The 20,547-nt window shown below is 62.1% G+C and carries 20 protein-coding genes; 5 read left to right on the top strand and 15 right to left on the bottom strand.

What is annotated here, in order from left to right; genetic code table 11:
* Positions 1-23: 23 nt before the first annotated feature.
* The 3 genes from CFII68_RS02515 to CFII68_RS02525 all read right to left on the bottom strand — a co-directional run bounded on the left by CFII68_RS02515 (position 24) and on the right by CFII68_RS02525 (position 2,577).
* Positions 24-683 carry a helix-turn-helix transcriptional regulator gene (locus CFII68_RS02515; RefSeq protein WP_018613332.1) on the bottom strand — a complete coding sequence of 220 codons (660 nt, stop codon included), beginning with the start codon at positions 681-683 and terminating at the stop codon, positions 24-26.
* Positions 684-734: 51 nt separating this feature from the next.
* Complete coding sequence (locus CFII68_RS02520) at positions 735-1,100, bottom strand: cupin domain-containing protein (RefSeq protein WP_018613329.1); 366 nt, start codon at positions 1,098-1,100, stop codon at positions 735-737.
* A gap of 178 nt (positions 1,101-1,278) precedes the next feature.
* Positions 1,279-2,577, bottom strand: a complete 1,299-nt coding sequence (locus CFII68_RS02525) for an FAD-binding oxidoreductase (protein ID WP_018613327.1) — start codon at positions 2,575-2,577, stop codon at positions 1,279-1,281.
* A 311-nt stretch (positions 2,578-2,888) separates the two neighbouring features.
* Here CFII68_RS02525 and CFII68_RS02530 point away from each other — a divergent pair, with 311 nt between their 5' ends.
* The 3 genes from CFII68_RS02530 (at position 2,889) to hpaR (CFII68_RS02540) (ending at position 5,712) form a co-directional block, all read left to right on the top strand.
* On the top strand, positions 2,889-4,058 hold the full coding sequence (locus CFII68_RS02530) for a p-hydroxyphenylacetate 3-hydroxylase oxygenase component (RefSeq protein ID WP_018613325.1): 1,170 nt from the start codon (positions 2,889-2,891) through the stop codon (positions 4,056-4,058).
* 65 nt (positions 4,059-4,123) lie between these two features.
* Entirely contained in the window at positions 4,124-5,065 is a 942-nt protein-coding gene (locus tag CFII68_RS02535; protein WP_014338026.1) for a p-hydroxyphenylacetate 3-hydroxylase reductase component, read from the top strand.
* A 224-nt stretch (positions 5,066-5,289) separates the two neighbouring features.
* Positions 5,290-5,712: a homoprotocatechuate degradation operon regulator HpaR gene (gene hpaR / locus CFII68_RS02540; RefSeq protein ID WP_018613322.1), complete on the top strand. Its 423-nt coding sequence runs from the start codon at positions 5,290-5,292 to the stop codon at positions 5,710-5,712.
* 139 nt (positions 5,713-5,851) lie between these two features.
* Here hpaR (CFII68_RS02540) and hpaI read toward each other — a convergent pair whose 3' ends face one another.
* From hpaI to CFII68_RS02580, 8 genes are all read right to left on the bottom strand, one after another.
* Positions 5,852-6,649: a 4-hydroxy-2-oxoheptanedioate aldolase gene (gene hpaI, locus CFII68_RS02545; RefSeq protein WP_018613320.1), complete on the bottom strand. Its 798-nt coding sequence runs from the start codon at positions 6,647-6,649 to the stop codon at positions 5,852-5,854.
* A gap of 14 nt (positions 6,650-6,663) precedes the next feature.
* Positions 6,664-7,467, bottom strand: a complete 804-nt coding sequence (hpaH, locus tag CFII68_RS02550) for a 2-oxo-hept-4-ene-1,7-dioate hydratase (RefSeq protein ID WP_018613318.1) — start codon at positions 7,465-7,467, stop codon at positions 6,664-6,666.
* A 12-nt stretch (positions 7,468-7,479) separates the two neighbouring features.
* Entirely contained in the window at positions 7,480-8,784 is a 1,305-nt protein-coding gene (locus CFII68_RS02555) for an MFS transporter (RefSeq protein WP_018613316.1), read from the bottom strand.
* Between the two features lie 52 nt (positions 8,785-8,836).
* Positions 8,837-9,229, bottom strand: coding sequence for a 5-carboxymethyl-2-hydroxymuconate Delta-isomerase (locus CFII68_RS02560; protein ID WP_018613313.1), 393 nt, complete (start codon positions 9,227-9,229; stop codon positions 8,837-8,839).
* 45 nt (positions 9,230-9,274) lie between these two features.
* Complete coding sequence (gene hpaD / locus CFII68_RS02565; RefSeq protein WP_018613311.1) at positions 9,275-10,132, bottom strand: 3,4-dihydroxyphenylacetate 2,3-dioxygenase; 858 nt, start codon at positions 10,130-10,132, stop codon at positions 9,275-9,277.
* Positions 10,133-10,307: 175 nt separating this feature from the next.
* Positions 10,308-11,768, bottom strand: a complete 1,461-nt coding sequence (hpaE, locus tag CFII68_RS02570; protein WP_014338032.1) for a 5-carboxymethyl-2-hydroxymuconate semialdehyde dehydrogenase — start codon at positions 11,766-11,768, stop codon at positions 10,308-10,310.
* Positions 11,769-11,773: 5 nt separating this feature from the next.
* The gene (locus tag CFII68_RS02575) at positions 11,774-12,544 is read right to left on the bottom strand and encodes a fumarylacetoacetate hydrolase family protein (protein WP_018613307.1); all 771 of its coding nucleotides are present in this window, start codon (positions 12,542-12,544) and stop codon (positions 11,774-11,776) included.
* Positions 12,541-13,218 carry a fumarylacetoacetate hydrolase family protein gene (locus CFII68_RS02580; protein WP_018613306.1) on the bottom strand — a complete coding sequence of 226 codons (678 nt, stop codon included), beginning with the start codon at positions 13,216-13,218 and terminating at the stop codon, positions 12,541-12,543. The genes CFII68_RS02575 and CFII68_RS02580 overlap by 4 nt, the downstream gene beginning before the upstream one ends.
* Before the next feature lie 187 nt (positions 13,219-13,405).
* Here CFII68_RS02580 and hpaA point away from each other — a divergent pair, with 187 nt between their 5' ends.
* A complete protein-coding gene (gene hpaA / locus CFII68_RS02585; protein ID WP_018613304.1) occupies positions 13,406-14,311 on the top strand; it encodes a 4-hydroxyphenylacetate catabolism regulatory protein HpaA in 906 nt (301 codons plus the stop codon).
* A gap of 141 nt (positions 14,312-14,452) precedes the next feature.
* Positions 14,453-14,875, top strand: coding sequence for a homoprotocatechuate degradation operon regulator HpaR (hpaR, locus tag CFII68_RS02590; protein WP_003201625.1), 423 nt, complete (start codon positions 14,453-14,455; stop codon positions 14,873-14,875).
* Between the two features lie 139 nt (positions 14,876-15,014).
* Here hpaR (CFII68_RS02590) and CFII68_RS02595 read toward each other — a convergent pair whose 3' ends face one another.
* The 4 genes from CFII68_RS02595 to CFII68_RS02610 form a co-directional block, all read right to left on the bottom strand.
* Positions 15,015-15,272: a hypothetical protein gene (locus CFII68_RS02595; RefSeq protein WP_018613300.1), complete on the bottom strand. Its 258-nt coding sequence runs from the start codon at positions 15,270-15,272 to the stop codon at positions 15,015-15,017.
* Positions 15,273-15,471: 199 nt separating this feature from the next.
* Positions 15,472-16,251 (bottom strand): hypothetical protein, encoded by a 780-nt coding sequence (locus CFII68_RS02600; protein WP_077506954.1) that lies wholly within the window; start codon positions 16,249-16,251, stop codon positions 15,472-15,474.
* A 180-nt stretch (positions 16,252-16,431) separates the two neighbouring features.
* Complete coding sequence (locus CFII68_RS02605; RefSeq protein ID WP_018613297.1) at positions 16,432-18,435, bottom strand: bacteriophage N4 adsorption protein A; 2,004 nt, start codon at positions 18,433-18,435, stop codon at positions 16,432-16,434.
* The gene (locus CFII68_RS02610) at positions 18,432-20,546 is read right to left on the bottom strand and encodes a glycosyl transferase family protein (protein WP_018613295.1); all 2,115 of its coding nucleotides are present in this window, start codon (positions 20,544-20,546) and stop codon (positions 18,432-18,434) included. Before CFII68_RS02610 ends, CFII68_RS02605 begins: the two co-directional genes overlap by 4 nt.
* Position 20,547: the final 1 nt, after the last annotated feature.

Here is a 20,547-nt window from a genome sequence, read left to right as displayed (position 1 = left end):
CGGCCTATCAACCAAATGGTTGATCAGAGGAACAGTGCGCTGACCAACTCGGTACGGCTGCTCACGCCAACCTTGCGAAACAGGTGGATCAGGTGAGTCTTGATGGTCGGTAAGCCCACCTCCAGCTCCCGGGCCAATTGCTTGTTGCTGACGCCTTGGCGCAGCAGCCAGGCAATCTGGCGTTCCTTGGGCGTCAAGTCGCCCAGTGGGTCCTCATGGCCAGGCAAATGGGCCACGGCCAGTTGCAGCAAGGCCTGCAACGCGCTGAGTTGACTCAACTGCTGGCTGGTGAAGACGCCTTGCTCGGCAGTGCGCAGCAACGAAATCGCGGCTTGGGGCTGACCGTCCCGATGGGCGAAGACTTCCACCACGTCGACCACGCCGTAGCGCTGCAGGAAGTCGTGATAACGATGGTTGTCACGTCGCGGTTGGCGGGCCATCGCCAGGCTCAACGGCACCACGGCCAACTCGCTGGACACGCAGTGGCGCGGGTGCAGCGGATCGAACTGGCGGTAGTTGTCCAGGTAGTCGCGGTGCATCTCGCCGCTCATCCCATGCAGGCTGAAGTCATGGACCTGCAACTGCCGATCAACGCAGTAGAACGCCGCCCGGCTGACGGGAACCAGCTGGGTAAAGGCGTGCAGGCACTGGCCGGCGATGTCCTGGGTGGGGATGACGTTCATGCTCGCACCTTCGCCGAGAGGGCTGCCGGTGGGGCCGGCAGCCAAGTCCGATCAGGCTACCGCGAAGTAGTGTTTGACGAAACTCTCGCTGAGCACTTCCCACAGCACCGGCGTGCCCTTGGTCACGAACCAGCTGTCGCCGGCCTTGTAGCGGGTGCTCTGGCCGGTGGTCTCGTCGGTGAGCACCACTTCACCGGTGACCACGGTGGCTTGTTCGGCGAAGGGGTAGACCATCCGGAACTTGCCTTGGGTGGTGCCGAAGTAGGCGCTGCTGACGGGGTCGGTCGGTGCGCCGAAGGTCATCTTGCCGAAGGCTTTGACTTCGCCTTCGAGAATCTGCGAACCGAGATCGGCGACGGTGCCCCAGGCGTCCAGGTCGGACAGCTGGATGTCTTTTTCGAGGGTGATAAGGGGCATGGCAGTGACTCCTGATGATTGAAAAATAGTGAAGTTGGGTGGGGTGCTGTAGGAGCTGGCGAAGCCTGCGATCTTTTGATTTTGACCTTTCGCTCTAGACTCAATGGTCAATGGAAAGATCGCAGCCTCGTTTCACTCGACAGCTCCTACGGCAGCGCAGCGGGATAAATCCCCTCCCTCAGCGACGGCCGTTCCAGTAGCCCGACAGCTGATGCCAGGACTTGCCGGCGGTCAGCAGCAATGGACGAATGGCGTCTTTGCCGATGATGGTCGGGCGATGGATCGAGCTGACCAGGTCGTAGCGCGCCGAGCCTTCGCTCATGCCTTCGGCCAGCACTTTGCAGATGATGTGGCTCGGGGTGACGCCAAAGCCTGAGTAGCCCTGGACGAAAAACGCGTTGCTGCGACCGGGCAGGGTGCCGATCTGCGGGAACAGGTTCGGGCTGCACGCCATCGGGCCACCCCAGGCCAGGTCGATCTTCACGTCCTTGAGGTACGGGAAGATCTTCAGCATCAGGCGCCGGTTCCAGGCCTTCAGATCTTGGGGGATGTGCTCCACCAACGGCGTCGCGGCACCGAACAGCAGGCGGTTTTCGTGGGTGACGCGGTAGTAGTCGATCACCGGGCGAATGTCGCTGTAGGCTCCGCGAATCGGGCTGATGCGCTGGATCAGTTCGTCCGACAACGGCTCGGTCATCATCTGGAAGGCGTAAGTGTTGATGGTCGAGCGATGCAGTTCCGGTTCCAGCTTGTTCAGGAAGCTGTCGCAGGCCCAGAGCAGCTTGCTGGCCCTGACCGAGCCGCGTCCGGTGCGCACGGTGATGCGTTCGCCATAGCTGACTTCCAGGGCCGGGCTGTTCTCGAAAATTTGTACGCCGTGACTGACCAAGGCCTTGGCCTCGCCGAGCAACAGGTTCAGCGAGTGCACGTGCCCGCCGCCCATGTGCAGCAATGCGCTGCTGTAGGCCTTGGAACCGATGATCTGCTGCACGTCGGAGCCGCCGAGAAAGCGGATCTCGTGCTTGCTGTTGATTGACTTGAAGTCTTTTTCCCAGGCCCGCAGGGTTTTTTCCTGGCGCGCGTTGAAGCCCATGTAGCCGTAGCCGTGGCAGAAGTCGGCATCGATGGCGTACTTGGCGATACGGTCCTTGATGATGTCGGCGCCCAGGTCGCTGATCTCGAAGATCTGGCGCAGGCCGTCTTCACCCACGTCCTTCTTGATCTTTTCCAGGTCATGACCGATGCCGGCCATGATCTGCCCGCCATTGCGCCCGGTGCCGCCGAACCCCAGGTAACGCGCCTCCAGCACCACGATGTTGGTGATGCCTTTTTCGGCGAGCTCCAGCGCGGTATTGATGCCGGAGAAACCGCCGCCAATGACCACAACATCGGCGTCCACGTCCTGTTCCAGCGTGGGGAAGCTGAGGTTGTATTTCTTGGTGGCCGTGTAATAGGTGGGCGTTTCGATATTGATCATGACGCAACCTGACAAAGTGAAAGGAAACTCCGTTGCAACGCCTACGCAAGGCATTGCAGGGGATGGCCCTATTAAGAGCCCGGATGGGGGTGCCTGTCTTGATCATCCGTGCCGGGGTATTTGACCGAGCGCGCCAGGGAGCCGAAACCTGCCCATGAAAAGTACAATCTTGGATCTGGAAGGTGCATTTTTCAGCCGCCCGTGATTGCCCATACTGGACCGGCCTTAATCACTGATCCCGCTGTTTGTGCAACCTCAGGTTGCCGGGCAGAGGCGGGATCGGCAGATGCCAATAATAAAAGAGCCTGTCCATGAAAAAGCCAAACCCGCTGCTCGAAGACCTCAAGCCGATCCTGCCGGTCATTGCTGCCAATGCCTTCCAGGCGGAGAAAGACCGTAGCGTGCCTGCCGAGAATATAGCCTTGCTCAAAAGCATCGGCATGCACCGGGCCTTCCAACCAAAACCCTACGGTGGCATGGAGATGTCCCTGCCGCAGTTCGCCGATTGCATCGCGCTGCTGGCCGGTGCCTGTGCCAGCACGGCCTGGGCCATGAGCCTGTTGTGCACCCACAGCCATCAGTTGGCAATGTTCCCGGCCAAGGCCCAGCAGGAAGTCTGGGGCGATGATCCCGATGCCACCGCCAGCAGCAGCATCGCGCCGTTTGGCCGCACCGAGGACGTCGAGGGCGGTGTGATGTTCAGCGGTGAAATGGGCTGGAGCAGCGGCTGCGATCATGCCGAATGGGCGATCGTGGGGTTTCGCCGTAAAAACGCCGAAGGCACCCAGGACTATTGCTTTGCAGTGCTGCCGCGCAGCGACTATGCGATTCGCGATGACTGGTTTGCGGTGGGCATGCGCGGCAGTGGCAGCAAGACGTTGATCATCGACAACGCTTTTGTGCCGGAACACCGGATCCAGAAAGCCAAGGACATGATGGAGGGCAAGTCCGGCGGATTCGGCCTCTACCCCGACAGCAAGATTTTCTACTCGCCATACCGCCCCTACTTCGCCAGTGGTTTCTCCACGGTCAGCCTCGGCGTGGCCGAACGCATGCTGGAGGTCTTTCGCGAGAAAACCCGCAACCGCGTGCGGGCCTACACCGGCGCGGCAGTCGGTGCCGCTACCCCGGCGTTGATGCGCCTGGCCGAGTCGACCCATCAGGTGGCGGCGGCCCGTGCCTTCCTGGAGAAAACCTGGCAGGAGCACGCCGAATACGGCGAGCGCCACGAATACCCCAGCCGGGAAACCCTGGCGTTCTGGCGGACCAACCAGGGCTACGCCACCAAGATGTGCATCCAGGCCGTCGATCGCTTGATGGAGGCGGCTGGCGGCGGTGCCTGGTTCGAAAGCAATGAGTTGCAACGGCTGTTCCGCGACGCCCACCTGACCGGCGCCCATGCCTATACCGACTACGACGTCTGCGCGCAGATTCTCGGTCGTGAGCTGATGGGCCTTGAGCCTGATTCTTCCATGGTTTGACCGCCTGTTCGCTGAACCCCAGAACAATAATCGAGGCCGTCGCTCGAGGCGGCCGGGAGTCTTGCATGTCCAGTCTTTGTGATACCGCTTTCGATACCCGCGCGTTCCGCCGGGCCCTGGGTAACTTCGCCACCGGCGTGACCGTGGTCACCGCTGCCACTGAAGATGGCCGCAAGGTCGGTGTGACGGCCAACAGTTTCAACTCGGTGTCCCTGGACCCGCCATTGATCCTGTGGAGCATCGACAAACGATCCAGCAGCCATGGCGTGTTCGAAGCCGCCAGCCACTTTGCGGTGAACGTGCTGGCCGCCGACCAGATCGACCTGTCGAACAACTTCGCACGACCCAAGGAGGACCGCTTCGCTGAAATCGAATTCGAGACCGGCGAAGGCGGCGCCCCAGTGTTTGTCGATTGCTCGGCGCGTTTTCACTGTGAAAAATTCCAGCAGGTCGATGGCGGCGATCACTGGATCATGATCGGCAAGGTCGTGGCGTTTGATGATTTCGGACGCTCGCCGTTGCTCTATCACCAGGGCGCCTACTCGATGGTGCTGCCTCACACGCGCATGACCAAACGGGAAGAGGGCCAATCCCCCAGCAGTCACTTCCAGGGACGCTTGAGCCATAACCTGTATTACCTGATGACCCAGGCACTGCGGGCCTATCAGGCCAGCTACCAGCCGCGTCAGTTGTCCACCGGCTTGCGCACCAGTGAGGCGCGGATGTTGATGGTGCTGGAGAACGACGCCGGGCTGAACCTGTGCGACCTGCAGCGGGAAGTGGCGATGCCGGCGCGCGAGATCGAAGAAGCCGTGGCCAACCTCAAGCGCAAGGGCCTGGTGAGCGATGAAGGCGAGCGGGTACGCCTGACTGCCAAGGGTATCGATGAGACCGAAGGGCTCTGGGCGATTGCCAAGGAGCAGCAGGACAAGGTGTTCGACCCGTTCAGCGAGGAACAGGTCGAGCACTTCAAGCAAGTGCTCAAGGGCGTGATCAAGGGCGCTTGAGCGACATTCAGTAAAGACTGGCATTCACCCCTTGTGGCGAGAGAGGTGTTGTGGGAGCAAAGCTTGCTCGCGACATAGGCGACTCGATTTCTGAAAGACTTTCATTGCCTGTATCGCGAGCAAGCTTTGCTCCCACAATGAGTCCCCTCGCCGCAGGTAACTCGGCATCGAAAATGATAAGATTTAGTTAACTCATTAACTAAATCCCTCTCGCGAACATACTCATGCCCAAGCTGCGCCAATCCTTGACCCTGACTCTGCTCCAGGCCCGCGAAGCGGCCATGGGGTTTTTCCGGCCTTCCCTCAATCAACATGGCTTGACCGAGCAGCAATGGCGGGTCATCCGTATTCTCAGCCAGCACGATGAGCTGGAGATCAATCGCCTGGCCGAATTGGCCTGCATCCTCAAACCCAGCATGACCGGCGTGTTGGTGCGCATGGAAGCGGCGGGCATGGTGGTGCGGCGCAAGGCTGAACAGGATCAGCGGCGAGTGCTGGTGCGCCTGGCGCCGCAAGGGCAGGCGAGTTTCGATTCGATGAGCCAGAGCATGGAAGAGAATTACCAGCGTCTGCAGGACAAGTTAGGGGAGGAAAAATTGCAGACGCTGCTGGGGTTGCTCAATGAGCTGAAGGCGATCAGGCGCTGAGACCCCGGGCTAGTTGTTTTCTGTGGGAGCAAGGCTTGCCCGCGATGAAGACGCTGCGGTCTTTCAGAGACCGAGGTGCCTGTTTCGCGAGCAAGCTTTGCTCCCACCGATCCCCTTGCCACAAGGTATTTGATACCGATCAGTACACGCCGCCAACCGCAGGCTTCGGTGTGTCCTTGAACGTCGCCGCCAGTGTCTGCAAGCCCCGCATCAACACCGTCGTATCCACGCCCACCGCGACAAACGCCGCGCCGAGTTCGATATAGCGCCGGGCCAGTTTTTCATCGGCGCTGAGAATCCCGGCTGCCTTGCCGGCCTGGCGGATGCGGGCGATGGCGTCTTCGATGGCCGCTTGCACCTCCGGGTGACCGGGGTTGCCGCGAAAACCCATGGACGCGCTCAGGTCCGCCGGGCCGATAAAGACCCCATCCACACCTTCCACTGCCGCAATGGCATCCAGGTTGGCCAGGCCCTCGCGGCTTTCAATCTGGACCAACAGGCACATCTGTTCATCGGCCTTGTCGAGGTAACCGGGGATACTGTTCCAGCGTGATGCCCGGGCCAATGCGCTGCCGACGCCGCGTACGCCATGGGGCGGGTAGTGGATGGCGCGCACCAGTTCCCGCGCCTGCTCGGCGCTTTCCACCATCGGCACCAGCAGGGTCTGCACGCCAATATCGAGCACTTGCTTGATCAGCGCCGTGTCACCGATCACCGGGCGTATCACCGGCTGGCTGGGGTAGGGTGCCACGGCCTGAAGCTGGCCGAGCAAGGTGCGCAAGTCGTTGGGCGCGTGTTCACCGTCGATCAGCAGCCAGTCGAAGCCGGCGTTGGCCGCCAGTTCCGCACAGTAGGCATCGGCCAACCCCAGCCACAGGCCGATCTGCGCCTCGCCGCTGCGCAGGCGTTGCTTGAAGGTATTGATGGGCATGTCCATGAAACGGTCTCCGATCAGACGAAACGGCAGGCGATGGAACCGAGCATGTCGTAGTCGACATGGAAGGTGTCGCCGGGGTTGGCGGCCACCGGGCGGGTGAAGGAGCCACCGAGGATGACCTGTCCCGGTTGCAGGGTGACGTCATAGGCCGCCAGTTTGTTCGCCAGCCAGGCCACGCCTTTGGCCGGGTGATTGAGCACCGCCGCCGAGACGCCGGACTCTTCGATCACGCCGTTGCGGTAGAGCACCGCCGGCACCTTGCGCAGGTCGATCTCGGTCGGGCGTACGGCGCGACCGCCCATGACCACGCCGGCATTGGCGGCGTTGTCGGAGATGGTGTCGAACACCTTGCGGGTCGCCTTGGTCTGCGGGTCGATCTGCTGGATGCGCGCATCGATGATTTCCAGCGCCGGGATCACCCATTCAGTGGCGTCGAGCACGTCGAACACCGTCACGTTCGGACCTTTCAACGGCTTGCCGAGGATGAACGCCAGCTCCACTTCCACCCGTGGCACGATGAAACGCTCGAACGGGATATCGGTGCCTTCATCGAAAAACATGTCGTCGAGCAGTGCGCCGTAGTCCGGCTCGGTGATGTTCGACGACACCTGCATGGCCCGGGAGGTCAGGCCGATCTTGTGGCCGACCAGCTTGCGACCGTCCTTGATTTTTTGCGCGACCCAGGCGCGCTGGATGGCGTAGGCATCCTCGATGGTGATGTCCGGGTGATCGAGGGAAAACTGCCGCACCTGTTCGCGGGAGCGTTCGGCATGGTCGAGGCGGGCGGCGGCTTGCTGGATGAGGTTCTGGTCAAGCATGGCAAGGGTCTCTTATTGAGGGTTGACGATGGCGGCCCGGGTGCGCAGCACCAGCAAGCCGCCAAGGGCGATGAGCAGGGCCAGCACATACAGGGCGAGGCTGGCGCTCTGGGTGGTGTCGCGCATCCAGCCGATCAGGTAGGGCGCGAAGAATGAGGCGATGCTGCCGAAGGAACTGATCAGGGCAATGCCGGCGGCCTGGGTGGCGTTGGACAGGAAGGCTGGCGGCAGCTGCCAGAACATCGGCAACGCCGCACTGGCACCCATGCCGGCGACAATCAGGCCGCTGAGCACCAGGGTCGGATTACCAGGTGAGAGTCCGGTGACCGCAATACCCAGCGCGGCCATCCACAGCGGCACGCACAGGTGCCAGCGGCGTTCGCGATGGCGGTCGGAGGAACGCCCGCAGCCGATCATGAAGAAACAGCCGGCCAGGTACGGCACCGCGCTGAGCAGCCCGACCTTGCCGTCGCTGCCGATGCCGGCGCCGTGGATCAGGGTCGGCATCCAGAAGGCCAGGGTGTTCACCGCCAGCATCACGGCGAAGTACACCGCCACCAACAACCAGACCTGCGGATTGTTGAGGATCGCCGAAAACGAGGTGATGGATTTGCGCTGTTCTTCAAGGCTCAGTTGTTCGCGCAGCTGCTGCTTGGCGTGCGGTGTGAGCCACCTGACCGTCTCGAAATTGTCCGGCAGGCACTTGAGCACAACAAGGCCGAGCAGGATCACCGGCAGCCCTTCGATGACGAACATCCACTGCCAGCCGCGCAGGCCGCCAAGGTCATGGAAGTGCTCGAGAATGCCGCCGGACAATGGTCCGCCAATCACCCCGGCCATCGGCACGGCGATGGCAAACAACGCGGTCACCTGGGCCCGGCGCCGGGCCGGATACCAACGGTTGAGAAAGACCAGGATGCCAGGAAAGAAACCGGCCTCGGCCACGCCCAGCAGAAAGCGCAACACGTAGAAACCGGCGGCGCTGTCGATAAGGAACATGCCGGTGGACAAGGCGCCCCAGACCACCATCAGCGTGGCGATCCAGCGCCGCGGACCGACCCGGTCCAGGGCCATGTTGCTGGGCACGCCAAACAGCGCATAGGCGATGAAGAACAGCCCTGCGCCGAAGCCGTAGACCGTATCGCTGAACTGCAGGTCGGCGCTCATCTGCATCTTCGCGAAGCCGATGTTGATGCGATCCAGGTGGGCAAAGAGGTAACAGACCAGCAGCAGCGGCATCAGCCGCCAGGTGATGGTGGCATGGGTGCGGTCGTGCGCGACGGTGCCGGCCGTGTCGGCGGTATGGGCTGTGCTCATGATCTTGTACTTTTTGTCAGAGAGGCCGATGGGAGGAGCAGGGCGGATGGGCCTAGGTGGCCTGGCCCTTGAGGAAGGCGTGGACGTTGTTGGCCTTGAAGTTGAGCTGTTCGTGCAGCTCGATCATCTCGAACGACAGGGCCAGCAGGCGTTGGGCCTGGAGCTCGGCGAAGTGCGCGGTGATCACCTCGAAGAGTTTTTCCGCGACTTTCTGGCGGGTGGCCAGGTCACGGCCGTGGCCGACTTTCAAGGTCATGTGCACGAAGGCGTAGTCGTGCTTGCCGTCAGCCATGCGCCAGGTGTCCAGGCGCACGCCGCGGCTGCGGATGCCGCCCAGGGGAAACACGCCGCTGTCGCCCAGCAAGGCGTGGACCTTTTCAAACAGGCCGGGCAGGTCGGCTTGTGGTTCGATGTTGTCGGTGTATTCAGCGATGAAATGCGGCATGAACGGCTCCTTCAGGCCGCACGGGAATGCCGTACGGCCGCAGTGTCAAACAGGGAAGACGGCGTTGATCTGTCCGGTGCCGGAGCTGCCGAAAGGCTCGGTGATGATTTCGGCAGGCTTGTCGTAGTCCGGCCCGCCGAGCAACCCCAGCAGCATCGCCGTGTCATGCATCTTGCCTTCGCCAAAGCAGTGTTCGGCGTAGTCCGGGAGCATGGCGCAGAACTCTTTCCAGCGGCCCTGGCGCCACATCTCGACGACGTGCAGGTCGACCTGCTTGTCGAATTCCCGCGTCCAGTTGTGGATGTTGGCTTCGGCGTTGCGATCATCGGAGAAACGGTGCGACAGCGAGCCGGACGCGAGCACCAGCACCTTGCGATCGCTTTTTTCGATGGCCCGGCGCACGGCGGCGCCGAAGGTGAAGCTGTCTTGCAGGCGGTGCCAGGCGCACCAGGCGGCAATCGACACGACGTCGAATTTCTGTTCCTGAGGGACGTCCATGTGCATGTAGCGCATGGGCACCAGCGTGCCGTATTCCAGTTCAAGACTCGGGATGTTGTGGGCCAGGGTGCGCACGTCGGCGGCATTGGCCTCGGCGGCGATCAGCTCGCCCAGTTCCGGGGCGCCTGAGTATTCGTACTCCATGTTCTTGATGAAGTGCGGCAGCTCGTTGCTGGTGTAGATGCCCTTGAAGTGCGCGCCGCTGTTGACGTGATAGGCGCTGTTGACCAGCCAGTGCACGTCGAACACCACGGCGGTATCGGCCCCCAGTTCCCGGGCGCGACGACCGATTTCCTTGTGGCCGGCAATCGCGGCGGCGCGGCAACCGTGGTGCTTGCCGGGCAGCTCCGACAGGTACATCGAGGGAACGTGGCAGATTTTCGCAGCCAGGACGACTTCGCCCATGATGATTCTCCTGAAAAATTGTTCTTGTTGAATCTTGGTTGTGGGAGCAAAGCTTGCTCGCGAATGCAGACGACTCGATTTCTGAAAGACCGCAGTGCCTTCATCGCGGGCAAGCCTTGCTCCCACAGGTACAGGGATAAATCCCCTCGCCACAGGGTTCATCACTGACCTTGGGTCATACACCCCACCGGGGTATGTGATGACTGCCCATGGAGATGCAAACGTTCTTGATCTCGGCAAACACTTCAAAGCTGTACTGTCCGCCTTCGCGGCCGGTTCCGGAACCCTTTACGCCGCCGAAAGGCTGGCGCAGGTCGCGCACGTTCTGGCTGTTGATGAACACCATGCCGGCCTCGATGCCATGGGCCAGGCGATGGGCCTTGCCGATGTCCTGGGTCCAGATGTACGAGGCCAGGCCGTATTCGGTGTCGTTGGCCAGTTGCAAGGCTTGGGCCTCGTCCTTGAACGGGATCAGGCACACCACCGGGCCGAAGATTTCTTCCTGGGCGATGCGCATGTTGTTGTTCACGTCGGCGAACACCGTTGGCTGGATGAACTGGCCGCGGCTCAAGTGCGCCGGCAAATTGGCCGGACGCTCCAGGCCGCCGGCCAGGAGGGTGGCGCCTTCTTCGAGGCCGATCTTGATGTAGCCGGTGACCTTGTCGTAGTGGGCCTGGGTGATCATCGAGCCGACCTGGGTCTTCGGGTCCTGCGGATCACCGACGATCAGGCGCTTGGCGCGGGCGGCGAACTCGGCCACGAACTGCGGGTAGACGCTTTCCTGGATGAAGATCCGGCTGCCGGCGGTGCAGCGTTCGCCATTGAGGGAAAAAATCGTGAACAGCGCGGCGTCGAGGGCGCGTTCGAGGTCGGCGTCTTCGAAAATCAGCACCGGCGACTTGCCGCCGAGTTCCATTGAATACTTCTTCAACCCGGCGGTCTGCATGATTTTCTTGCCGGTGGCGGTGCCGCCGGTGAAAGAGATCGCCCGCACATCCGGGTGGCGCACCAACGCATCGCCGGCGGTTGCGCCGTAACCCTGGATCACGTTCAACACGCCATTGGGCAGGCCAGCCTCGACCGCCAGGCGCCCCAGCTCGTTGGCGGTCAGCGGCGACAGCTCGGACATCTTCAGCACGGCCGTGTTGCCCAGGGCCAGGCACGGCGCGGTCTTCCAGGTCGCGGTCATGAACGGTACGTTCCAGGGCGATACCAGCGCGCAGACACCCACCGGTTGGTACAGGGTGTAGTTGAGCATCTGGTCGTCGACCGGATAGGTGTGACCGTCCATCCGCGTGCAGACTTCGGCAAAGAAATCGAAGTTGTGGGAGGCACGCGGGATCAGCACGTTCTTGGTCTGGTGGATCGGCAAGCCCGTGTCGAGGGTTTCCAGTTCGGCCAGTTTCGGCACGTTCTGCTCGATCAGTTCACCGAGCTTGCGCATCAATCGGGCGCGTTCCTTGGCGGGCGTATTGGCCCACTTTGGAAAGGCCTCCTTGGCCGCAGCCACGGCTTGGGCGACTTCCTCGGCACCGCCGCTGGCGACTTCGCCGATGGCCTCGCCGGTGGCCGGGTTGTAGTTGACGAAGACGTCTTTGCTTTCGACCTCACGGCCGTTGATCCAGTGTTTGATCATGCTGCTCAAGCCTCTTTACGGGATGCGAAGAACTCGGCTTCGCTGACAATTCGATTGACCAGGCGACCGACGCCTTCCACTTCCACCACCACTTCATCGCCGGGCACCACGTCCGCCAGGCCTTCCGGCGTGCCGGTGGCGATCATGTCGCCGGGCTGCAAGGTCATGAAGCTGGACAGGTATTCGATCAGGTACGGGATATCGAAAATCATGTCCCTGGTGCTGCCTTCCTGGCGCAGTTCGCCATTGATCCAGGTGCGCAGCGTCAGGTTGCTCGGGTCCGGCACATCGGCCGCATCGACAATCCATGGGCCGACGGGGGTGGTGGCATCACGGTTTTTCACCCGCAGGTTGGGGCGGTAGTAGTTTTCCAGGTAATCGCGGATCGCGTAGTCGTTGCACACGGTGTAGCCGGCCAGGTATTCCAACGCATCCTCGCGCTTGACGTTGCGCGCCGCTTTGCCGATGACCGCCACCAGCTCGCACTCGTAGTGCATGTAGGCGACGTTGTCGGGACGCCAGGTCGCCTGGTTGTGGCCGGTGTAGGTGCCGCGGGACTTGATGAACGCCAGGGGCTCGGTCGGCGGCTTGAACGCCAGTTCGGCGGCGTGATCGGCATAGTTCAGGCCCAGGGCGAACATGCTGCCGGTGGCCGGTGGCAGCCACTGGACCTGATCCTCGGCCAGCACGCGACCGTCGGCCAGGCGTACAGCGTTGTGAGCTTCAACGGTGACGGCTTGATCCTGGCCTTCAAAACGAATGCGCGCGTGTTTCATGAACCTGCTCCTGTTTCCTCGGCCACGACGGTATTGACCAGACGGCCCAGGCCGCTGATGTCCACTTCGACACGGTCACCGGGCAGTACGTCGACCCGGCCCTCAGGCGTGCCGGTGATCAGCACGTCGCCGGCATGCAGGGTCATGAACTCGCTGATCTCGGCGATCAGTTGGGGAATGTTGCGAACGAAGTGGGCCGTGCTGTTCTGCTGGCGAACCTCGCCGTTGACGTACAGCGTGATCGCCAGGCTGTGCGGGTCGGCCATCTGGGCGGTGGGCACCAGTTCCGGGCCGATGGCGCAGAAGCCGTCCCGGCACTTGGCCTTGACGGCGGGGCGGTAATAGCTGTCTTCCGGGAGGCTGAATTCATTGACGATGGTGTAGCCGGCCACGTAGTCCAGGGCTTCGGCGGCGCTGACGCGACTGGCTGACTTGCCCATGACCACGCCAAGCGCCGGCCCTGGTTGCAGTGTTTCGCCGCGACCGGGGTGAACCACCTCGGCACCGTGCCAGTTGCGGGTGTTGGGGGTCTTGATGAACAGCACGGGCTTGAGCGGCGGCTTCTGGTAGGGCGGTTGCTCGAACTCGGCGAGGCGCTGTTTCAGCAGCCCCTGGTAGTTCAGCGCGACCCCGAACAGGGTGCCGGTCGCGACGTCATGCAGGGCACGGCTCATGCTTGTCTCCTGGCGATGCAGAGGGGTGAGGGCTCTGCGGTTATTGTTAATGTGTTAACAGTTATAATTAAGATGTTAACTATCGTCAAGCGTGACAGAATGAGCGGGCACTGGTTGCCTTGCCGGATTCGGTGCAGGATGGGTGCGGCAGGTGCCTGGACCAGAATAAGAAAACGAGTACTGCGTGATGACTGACCGTCAGCCGATCCCCAACATCAACATTGGTCAGGTGTACGACCAGCGCTACAGCGACGCCGAAGTGCATTACGACCGACTCGCCAACCTGGCGGATTTTTTCGGCCGCAACATGCCGGTTCATCGCCACGACCGGTTCTTCCAGGTGCACTACGTCAAGAGCGGCACCGTGCGGGTGTATCTCGATGATCAGCAGTACGTCGAATCCGGCCCGATGTTCTTCCTCACGCCACCGACCATTCCCCATTCCTTCGTGACCGAGGCCGACAGTGACGGACATGTGCTGACGGTGCGCCAGCAATTGGTGTGGCAGTTGATCGACGCCGACCCGAGCCTGGCGCCGGCGGGCGTGCAAATGCCGGCAGCCTGCGTTGCGCTGGCGCAACTGGGGCCCGGGCAGGCGGGGGAGGTGCGGCGGTTGGAATACCTGTTCGAGGAATTGAGCGAGGAGGTGACGGCCGGGCGCCCGGGGCGCAGCGCAACACTGGACGCTTTGACGCGGCTGATCATGATCAGCCTGCTACGGTTGTGTTCCAACTCCCTGGAGGCCAGGCCGGCCCGGCATGAAGACCTGAAGATCTTTCACCGCTTCAACGAGTTGATCGAGGCCCACTACCTGCAGCATTGGCCGTTGTCGCGCTACGCCGAAGGCATCGGCGTGACCGAGGCGCGCCTCAATGACGTGTGCCGACGCATCGCCGACCTGCCTTCCAAGCGCCTGATCATGGAGCGGCTGATGCAGGAGGCCAAGCGCCTGTTGTTGTTCACCGGCAGCTCGGCCAATGAAATCTGCTACCAGCTCGGGTTCAAGGACCCGGCCTATTTCAGCCGTTTTTTCCAGCGCTACGCACAGCTCACGCCGGGGGAGTATCGCCAGCGGCAATCGGGCTTGCGCTGAATGGTGGGGAGAGGGATTTCTGTGGGAGCAAAGCTTGCTCCCACACAATCCCCTTCCATAGTGACATAGCGCGGCCATGCTTCTTGCAGCAGCCTGGCGGCCCAACTAAGCTGCCGACTCGCCCATCCACACAGTTCGAACATGGCCAACCCCAGACCTTCATTGACCCTGACGCTGTTGCAAGCCCGCGAAGCGGCGATGGCTTTTTTTCGCCCGGCGCTGAACCAGCATGACCTCACGGAACAGCAATGGCGGGTGATCCGCATCCTCCATCAGCAAGGGGAGCTGGAAAGCCATCAGCTCGCTCACCAGGCCTGCATCCTCAAGCCGAGCATGACCGGTGTGCTCAGTCGCCTGGAACGTGATGGGCTGGTGCGTCGGCAGAAGTCCAGCCAGGATCAGCGGCGGGTCTTTGTCGGGCTGACCGAGCGCGGCCAGCAGTGCTTCGTGTCCATGAGCGAGGGCATGGAAAGCAACTATCGACGGATCGAAGAGCAGTTTGGCGAGGAAAAGATGCAGCAACTGCTCGCGTTGCTCAATGAGCTGAAGAACATCAAGCCTTGAGCCGACCTGTCAGGCACTCACAGCGAGGATGCGATCTTTCCACTGCTCATTGAGTCGAAAGCTCAAGATCAAAAGATCGCAGGCTTCGCCAGCTCCTACAGAGCCCAGCGGGAGCAAGCGCCCTCGCCACAAAATCACTTCACACCGCGCTGCGTTCACGCAACTCCTGCAAGCGATCTGAGCCACCTTCGGCCACACGGTTCTCGCGCAAGCGATCTGAGCCACCTTCAGCCACACGATTCTCGAGCAACCGATCAGAACCGCCTTCAGCCAGCTGTTGCGCCTGGTCGTGAGTCGATGCACTGGCTGCGGTGGCCGAGGCGACATTGGCCAGGCCGACACCGCCAACCAGTGTCAGGGCGATAGCCAGGGACGATACTTTCGAGAAATTGAACATGGTGATTCTCCTTGCGCTTGATTGAGTGGGTCCGTGGCAGCGAATGTGTTGCTGTCCGGTGATCACAGTTAAACGCGCGGATGTATCGACGATGTGTGCCAGGAGGGGCGAAATTCAATGTTTCGTATCAGCCCGCATTTCAGATACAGACCGATACAAACTCAGTAAGCGAGGGCAAGCGGATGGCTTTAAGGCCCGGTCAAGGCTGGGCCAGGGCTTGTTTCAACTGGTCCACCAAGGTTGGCGGCATGTAGTGCGGCCCGTCGAACAGGTAGAGCGGATAGCCTGCATAGGCCGCCAGTTGTGGCTTGAGCTCGTCGACCGTGGCGGAGCGGAAGCCACCGCCGTATTTGGGGCGAAAGGCTTCGACGATGATCCGCACGCGATCCTGGCCAAGCCGATCACGCAGGGCGTCGGCGTAGTTGCGGGCAACCGGGGCGGTGCGGGCATAGACGCCAACGCCGTCCTGGAAAAACACGCCGATGTCGTTCGGCAACCATTGCTTGAGCCAGTCTGCGGTAGCGGCGGGGCCGATGTTGGCGCCGTCGTAGACGCTGATCCACAGCGGGCGTGGCAGCTTGGCCAGCAAGGCCGGCAGCTCCGTGGCGCCCGACCAGCTGGGGTCGACCTCAGCCGGAAAATACCAACCGGTGACATGCAAGGGCGTCGGCAACCCGGCAATGCGCTCTGACAGCGCCGCCAGTTGCTCGATATTTTCCCGTGAGCGGTTCTCGCTGAAATAGCCGGCCAGCCCGAGGATGACATCTTGGGCCCAGGGCGCCTGGGCGATGCGCGCCCAGTCCGGCAGCACGGGTACGCTGGGCAGGCCGGTGCCGGGCACGAAGGCCTGGTCGTCCACCACTGTCCATTGCACGAGCAGCTCGTGCACCCCCAGTTGTTCCCAATTGCCGCTGATGCCGACGGTCTGGTTGTCCGGCTGCCAGGCGATGCCGACGATGTTCGGTGTCGTGGTGGTCATTATGTAGTACGTCCCTGTACCTGCGCTGAGGAGCGCGGCCACAAACAGCGCCGCGATGGTCTTGCGATTGATGAACTTTGCGAAGCTATTCAAACAAGTCCCTTCTGGATGCAGTGTAGTCGCGGCTCGGCAAGGCGAGCCGTTTTTCGTACCGACGAACCGAATGTCCCACCAACGTCCTCAGTAGGAGTAGGTCAGGCGCGCGAACGCGCCTTTGGCGCGATCCTCGCCAAACACCCTGGCCCGGTATTGCAGGGACAGGTCCACATAGGAGCGTGGCGCGTTGTAGGCGTCTTCCCGGAACCAATAGCGTACGTTGTTTCCTATCCCGATCCCCCCGGCGTCGCCGGAAGAAAAGTCATTGCCGCCTTCGCTCTTCATCTTGGAATCGTAGTCGATCGCCGCGACGACATGGGGGAAGGCCACCCAGCGCGAGCCGGTCCCGCCGATGGCATAGCTGCGGCCCACTTGCCATTCGCTGTTGAAGTAGTCTCGCGAGTCGTTGATGTAGTGGCCGACCTCGGCGTACAGCTGCGAAGTCCACCAGCTCGGCACATCGACCCGCAGATCGGTGCCGATGCTCGAACCGTAGCCCAGTCGCACCAGCCAGTCGCCGTCGACATTGGAAGAACCCAGCGGGAAGGTCCGTTCAAGGGCGGCCATGATGTTGACCGAACTGAAGGGCTTGACCCGCACGCCGAGGGCGCCTTGCAAGGCATCCGCGCCGGTGTCCGAATCGCTGTTCTTGCTCCACAGGGTGTCGGTGATGCGTCCGTAGAGTTCGACAAAGCGGCCATTGCGATAGCCCAGCGGACGCCACGACAGTTCGGTGCTGTTTTGCAGCAGGTCATTGCTTTCGCTGCCGCTGCTGCTGGTGCCCGGGGCGGCGCTCAGGCCACTGGAACTGTTGCCGCGATAGCTGGTGGTGCTGGTCAGGCCGAGTCTGCGCGATACATCGCCCACGGTGCGACGGGTATCGAACAGCTGTTGTGCAGACAGCGGAGTCTCAGCGGTTTCTTGCCCATCGATGACACGCTTGAAGTAGGCCACGGCTTCGTCGTCTTCATGGACTCGCATGGCGTTGTAGGCAGCGTCCTGGGCGGGTGCCGGTGCCAGTCGCGCGGTGGCGTCCGCCTTGCGGAACGCGGTATGGGCTGCTTCGTCGTCGCCGGCCCGAACCCAATCATAAGCTAACTGCAGATCACTCACCGGAGCCTGCTCGCCGCTGTTCGCCGGCGAGATGGAGCAGGTCAGACCGTAGGTGCTTTCCTGGCACAGCAGCACGGGTGGTGAGGACTGGGCCTGGGCGGAGCGGATGTCACGGGCTTCCCCTGCCGACAGGCCCGCAAGGCTCTGGGCGTAGTGAAGATCGTCCTGGGCCGCCTGCGTCTTGCCCTGGCGGTTACGGGCATAGCTGCGCAGGATCCACGGCGCGGCTTGGCGATCGTCCAGTGTCAGCGCGGCAGAAGCGGCCTGTTCGGCACCCACGTCAGCCTTCGCCGCCAGCAGGGCACTGATGAGCAACTGCTGGTTGGCGGTGATTTCCGGGGCCCAGGCCACGGCTTTGCGCGCCTGATCCACGGCCAGGGCTACGTTGCCTTGCTCCAGCGCGCGATAGCCCTGGATTGCCAGCGGTACGGCGAGTTGACGGCGAATGGCTGTGCGGCGCATCAGCAACGTGTTGTCGTTGGCAAAGACGCGAAGGGCATCGGTGGTGGCCTGGTCGGCTTCTTCCAAGTGTTGCTGGCGCTGCAAGGAATCGATCAGCAACAGGCGATATTCACGGCGTCGGGGTGCCTGGGTCACGGCCTTGCGGGCCGATTGCGCAGCCAGGCCGAATTGTTCGCGGCCATAGGCCTTGAACCCTTGGGACGCGGCGACGAAACCCGGTGCTGCGCCAGCGGGACGAGACGCGACCAGGGACCGGGGGTGGTCGCGCAGTTTCTTGTCCCGTTCGGCCAATTCAATCAAGGTGTTCAGGCGTGTCACATCGGCCCGCAGGCGCAGGGCTTCGCGCGCCTTGGCGATGGCCTGGTCGTAATCCTTGCGTTCGTAGGCGCTGTAGGCCTCGTTGGCAGCGGTATAGGCCGGACCGGACAGTGGCAGCGGCAACGTTTCGGCAAGTGCAAACGCGGGTATCAGGCTCAGCCCCGTGGCCAAAAGGGTCAGGAAGCGGCGGTTCATGCCGGGAGCTCCGTTGGGTAGAGGTTGTGCTGACGGGCCACAGCCTGTTCGATCGTCGCGCGTGGCAGCACACCGCTGTCGACCAGGTAATCGCCGATGCGGCCGTGGTGTTGCGGCCGGTACTGGAGCATGACGCGACTGAACTCGTCGCGATCGAGCTGGCCCATTTCGATCAGCAGGTCGCCCAGCAGCGGCGCCCGGGCATTGGGCACGGCATGACCATTGCGCGCAGGCAGCTTGCGCAACAGCGCGAGAATTTCGCTTTCCCGGGCGATCAATTGCACCGGCTCGCTGCCCAGCTCGGCGCTGACCTGTCGCAGGCCTTCGTCGGGCAAGGGGTTGGCGACGGCGATCTGTTCGCAGCCTTCGCTATTGCGTCCCAGGGGCACGACCCGCCAGCGCAAGGCAAATTCGGGGCTCAACGAGGACGTCGAGGCAGCGGCTTTCTCGGCGACATCAAAGACCCGGGGCAGGTCATTTTGGAACGCGATGGCTTCGGCCAGGGTTTCATCGTCCAGCCAGCCGTTATTGAGCAGAATTCGCCCCAAAGGCACGTTGCGCGACTTTTGTTCGTCGAGCGCGCTTTGCAGGGCCGTGTCGGTGATGGCCTGCCAGGACAGCAACACGCTGCCCAGGCGGCGTGGCGCGATGGCGACCAGGTCGGTGGAAGGGAAATCGTGCATGGTCTTGTCCCAGACCAGCTTGCGATTCATGACCTTGCCCACCAGGAACATGCGCCAGGCCCGGGAGGCGGCCATGAAGTTGACGAAGTTGCCCACCAGCATGCGGGGCATGGACAGCAAGCCATGCTGCCAACCGTACAGCACGGTGGTGAAGTAATAGCGGTGCAGGATGCGCCAGGCCAAGGCGACGCCGTTGGCCAACAGCAGGTATTTGACCAGGCCATTGGTTTCAAACGGCGTGGGGAAGGTGACATCCCACAAGCCGCTGTGGCGCAGAATGATCAAGCCCAGCAGTTGCACCAGAATGACGTAGGCGATGATGCTCACGAATGCCGTCACCACGCCCTTGCGGTCGCGAAACAGCAAGTATCGGTTGGCCAGCGAGCCGTTCCAGCCCATCTGCTCCCAGCCTTGCAAACCGATGCCCAGGGTCCAGCGGGCCTTCTGCCGGAAGGCGGTGCGGAACGTGTCCGGGAAAAACTCGCGCACGCACAGTGGCATGGTCAGGGTCGATTCGTAGGGTTTGCGGAACCAGGATTTGCGCAGCACCCGGAACTGCACCGGAAAACGTACGAAGATCGCATTCATGCCAACCTTGGCCAATCGCGCGCCAACGTCGTAGTCCTCGGTGAGGCTGTCGGTGTTGAACGGCTGGTTTTCGGTTTCACCGGCCAGCACCCGCAGGGCGCGATGGGAAAAGCAGGTGCCGACGCCGGCCGAGGGCACGGTGTCGGTCATGCTTTCACGCACCACCAGGTCCTTGCCGTGCCATTCGGCGAACTCGTCCATGTAGACGCCTGCCACCCATTCGTACCAGTTGCGCTCCAGCGACACCACCGGCAACTGGATCATGTCCTTGCGCGGCAACAGGTAGTTGAACAGACGCAGTTCCAGCGGATGCAGCACGTCCTCGCTGTCGTGCAAGACGACGCCAGCGAAGGTCATGCCATGGGTTTTCTCATGCAGGAAAATCGCCTGGATCACCCAGTTCAGGCAGTCGGCCTTGCAGGTCGGCCCGGCATGGGGCACTTCCACGCGGTGCAGTTGCTTGTAACGCCTGCGCATCCGTTCGACTTCGTCGATGGTGCGCTGGTCGTTGATGTATGTACCGACGAAGACCACGTAGTTCTGGTAGTCGAGTGTCGACACCATGTTCTCGATCATCGGTGCGATGACGTCGTATTCCAGCCAGGCCGGCACCATGATCGCCAGGGGCTGTTCGTCCCGGGCCAACAATTGCTCGACGGTCAGCGGCCGGTAGCGGCGGTCCACGGTGAACTTGCGGTACAGGCGACGAGACCAGTACCACAGGTCAATGATCAGATCGTCCAGGCTGGAGATCAGGATCAGCACCGCGACCACGATGGTCGCGATCTCCAGGTAGTTGTAGTAATGGGCCAGCCAATAGGGCCAATAAAGCGACGTCATC

The sequence above is a fragment of the Pseudomonas sp. CFII68 genome (genome assembly GCF_000416195.1).
Classification (GTDB): Bacteria; Pseudomonadota; Gammaproteobacteria; order Pseudomonadales; family Pseudomonadaceae; genus Aquipseudomonas; species Aquipseudomonas kilonensis.
This window is presented reverse-complemented; position numbering and strand designations above follow the sequence as displayed.

Bases quoted from the DNA above. Each gene is read 5' to 3' on its own strand.
- hpaI (WP_018613320.1), bottom strand. From the start codon at position 6,649: ATGGACATGCCCATCAATACCTTCAAGCAACGCCTGCGCAGCGGCGAG.
- hpaA (WP_018613304.1), top strand. From the start codon at position 13,406: ATGACTGACCGTCAGCCGATCCCCAACATCAACATTGGTCAGGTGTAC.
- CFII68_RS02600 (WP_077506954.1), bottom strand. From the start codon at position 16,251: ATGACCACCACGACACCGAACATCGTCGGCATCGCCTGGCAGCCGGAC.
- hpaR (WP_018613322.1), top strand. From the start codon at position 5,290: ATGCCCAAGCTGCGCCAATCCTTGACCCTGACTCTGCTCCAGGCCCGC.
- hpaR (WP_003201625.1), top strand. From the start codon at position 14,453: ATGGCCAACCCCAGACCTTCATTGACCCTGACGCTGTTGCAAGCCCGC.
- CFII68_RS02515 (WP_018613332.1), bottom strand. From the start codon at position 683: ATGAACGTCATCCCCACCCAGGACATCGCCGGCCAGTGCCTGCACGCC.
- CFII68_RS02520 (WP_018613329.1), bottom strand. From the start codon at position 1,100: ATGCCCCTTATCACCCTCGAAAAAGACATCCAGCTGTCCGACCTGGAC.
- CFII68_RS02575 (WP_018613307.1), bottom strand. From the start codon at position 12,544: ATGAAACACGCGCGCATTCGTTTTGAAGGCCAGGATCAAGCCGTCACC.
- CFII68_RS02530 (WP_018613325.1), top strand. From the start codon at position 2,889: ATGAAAAAGCCAAACCCGCTGCTCGAAGACCTCAAGCCGATCCTGCCG.
- hpaH (WP_018613318.1), bottom strand. From the start codon at position 7,467: ATGCTTGACCAGAACCTCATCCAGCAAGCCGCCGCCCGCCTCGACCAT.
- CFII68_RS02535 (WP_014338026.1), top strand. From the start codon at position 4,124: ATGTCCAGTCTTTGTGATACCGCTTTCGATACCCGCGCGTTCCGCCGG.
- hpaE (WP_014338032.1), bottom strand. From the start codon at position 11,768: ATGATCAAACACTGGATCAACGGCCGTGAGGTCGAAAGCAAAGACGTC.
- CFII68_RS02605 (WP_018613297.1), bottom strand. From the start codon at position 18,435: ATGAACCGCCGCTTCCTGACCCTTTTGGCCACGGGGCTGAGCCTGATA.
- CFII68_RS02555 (WP_018613316.1), bottom strand. From the start codon at position 8,784: ATGAGCACAGCCCATACCGCCGACACGGCCGGCACCGTCGCGCACGAC.
- CFII68_RS02595 (WP_018613300.1), bottom strand. From the start codon at position 15,272: ATGTTCAATTTCTCGAAAGTATCGTCCCTGGCTATCGCCCTGACACTG.
- CFII68_RS02560 (WP_018613313.1), bottom strand. From the start codon at position 9,229: ATGCCGCATTTCATCGCTGAATACACCGACAACATCGAACCACAAGCC.
- hpaD (WP_018613311.1), bottom strand. From the start codon at position 10,132: ATGGGCGAAGTCGTCCTGGCTGCGAAAATCTGCCACGTTCCCTCGATG.
- CFII68_RS02580 (WP_018613306.1), bottom strand. From the start codon at position 13,218: ATGAGCCGTGCCCTGCATGACGTCGCGACCGGCACCCTGTTCGGGGTC.
- CFII68_RS02610 (WP_018613295.1), bottom strand. From the start codon at position 20,546: ATGACGTCGCTTTATTGGCCCTATTGGCTGGCCCATTACTACAACTAC.
- CFII68_RS02525 (WP_018613327.1), bottom strand. From the start codon at position 2,577: ATGATCAATATCGAAACGCCCACCTATTACACGGCCACCAAGAAATAC.